1 pseudogene is annotated in these 2,283 nt (G+C 37.5%); it reads right to left on the bottom strand.

What is annotated here, in order from left to right:
- A pseudogene (locus tag ACUSJC_RS16715) lies at positions 1-2,283 on the bottom strand (hypothetical protein); the annotation flags it as partial.

The following is a 2,283-nucleotide window of genomic DNA, read 5'->3' as shown; positions in this document are numbered from 1 at the left end:
ATATTCCAGGTATCATTAATTCCATCACCATTAGGAGTAAAATACTTTGGATAATCGATAACCATCACTGTTTCTTGTAAGAATGTACAACCTTGGGTATCTACCACTGTCACTAAATGTTCTCCTGCACTAACTCCTGTAAAGATATTACTATCCTCTAAAGAACCTTCGTCTAACTGATACAGATACGTTCCGTTTGTTCCTCCGGTAATTGTAATTGCAATTGTTGCATTATCACTAAAGGCATCCGTAACTGTTGTCGTTATACTGTTTGCAGGTACTGTTTCGTAAACCGTAACCGTATTTGATACTGAAGAACAAGTTGTGTTCAAGTTACTTACTACCACATAATAATCTCCGGGCTCGTCTATCTCTATACTTGAATTATTGTTAAATGTTGCTATTAAAACATCTCCGGCAGTATCCACTTTATACCATCTAAATTGATAGTTTCCTCCACTAAAATCTCCGGCATTTAAATGGGTAATTTGGAATACTGTTCCTCCTATCTGTTCCACACACAATGCAGAATCTTCTAATACAGGCTCTGGTAACGGATTTACATATACTGTTAAATATTGGTAAACTCCCATACAGTCTCCTAAGGTTGTCCAAAACTTATACGTCACATAGCCTTGTTCACTATTATCCACCACACTCAAGATATCTGTTACATTTACAGGAGATACACTTGATTGATATTCCACTGTTACGTCAGCGCCATCAACATTGTAAATATCTTGTGCCTGCCAGTGAATTATTGTACCGGCAACAGAACCTGATTCTAAGGATATCGATGGTATACCCGATGCTACAGTATCACCACTACATATTTCATAACTACTACCCGATACCAATAAAAGTTTTACCGGATTTGGATTCACTGTTATTGTAATAGTCTCTTCTGCTCCCGTACAATTACCCAACACAGGTGTAAAATGAAAAGTTACTGTACCTGCTTGAGATGTGTTCGTAACCTCTACCGGCAATATTACTTCACCATTGGTACTTATTCCACTTATTGATCCACTTGTACTTACTCCTGTTAAATCGGCATACCAATGATAAGCCACTCCCAATCCTGCATAAGAAGAATTGGCCGTCACGCTTATTGTATCTCCTGTACATACTGCCGTTGTTGCACTAGATATCCCTAAATCTATCTGAGGCACAGGATTGATATAAATCGCAGGGTAACTAGGATCTGTTCCGATGTTTACCGTTTGTCCTTGACACAATCCACTTGAAGAAGTAGGGGTAATTGAAACTAATACCTGACCTTGTTGATAATCGTTAAGTAATCCTATCACCTGATTCATATTCTGTGTCTCATCTCCATTATACACAAATGAGGTTCCGCCACTAGCCGGTGGTATTAAGGTAATAGTCCATAAATATCCGTCTGCATCAACCGTAGTGAAATTAATATCTAATGAATCCCCACTACACAATTCCTCAGAATATGTTAAACCTATAATTCTAGGGGTTGGCGCTATTATAATAGCTCCTGTACTACCTATGGATCTTGTACAACCTGCTGTAGAAGTCACATCAACCAAAGTAAATGTAGTATCGGATGATAAAGCAGGTGTTTGCCATCCGGTATAATTTCCACTTGAGTCTAAAGTTACTTGATAATTTGTTGTACCATCTGTTATCGTTATAATAGCATTTGGCGTTCCTGTAAAATCAATCTGACCTGCTACATTATTACAAACTGATGGCGTCTGAATAGTAAAACTAGCTGTTGGTAAAGGATTAACAATAAGCGTACTGCTATTAGTTACTGTACTGAAACAAGTCGTAGCAAGATTTCTAATTTCTGTTAATTGTATTGTTTGATTTGCAGTAACACTTGAAACCGGAACAATACCTTCACCGGAAGCATTTAAGTTTACTGTCGTTATTACACCGCCATTTAAACTATAACTTACTCGCGTATTTGGTGTTCCTGTAATTGTAAATTGACCGGAGCCATTTTCACACACAGGACCGTTATTTGACACATTAATAATTGTTGGTAATGGATTTACTGTAACTGTATTGGATTGATTTACTGCAACCACACAACCATTATCTATATTTATTACCGTTAAAGTCACATTTGTACTTGCGTTTGGTACTGATACTGTAGCTTGACCTGATGCATCTAAAGGGATTGTAACATTGCTACCTCCATTTACAGAGTATAAAACATTGGCTCCCGGAGTTCCTTGCAAATAAAAGTCTGCTGTATTTCCGGAACAAATTACTCCTCCGTTACTAATTCCTGTAAAAGTAGGA

It is taken from the genome of Flavobacterium sp. U410 (genome assembly GCF_053570605.1).
The sequence above is the reverse complement of the archived record's forward strand: the minus strand, read 5'-3'. Positions and strand labels throughout refer to the sequence as shown.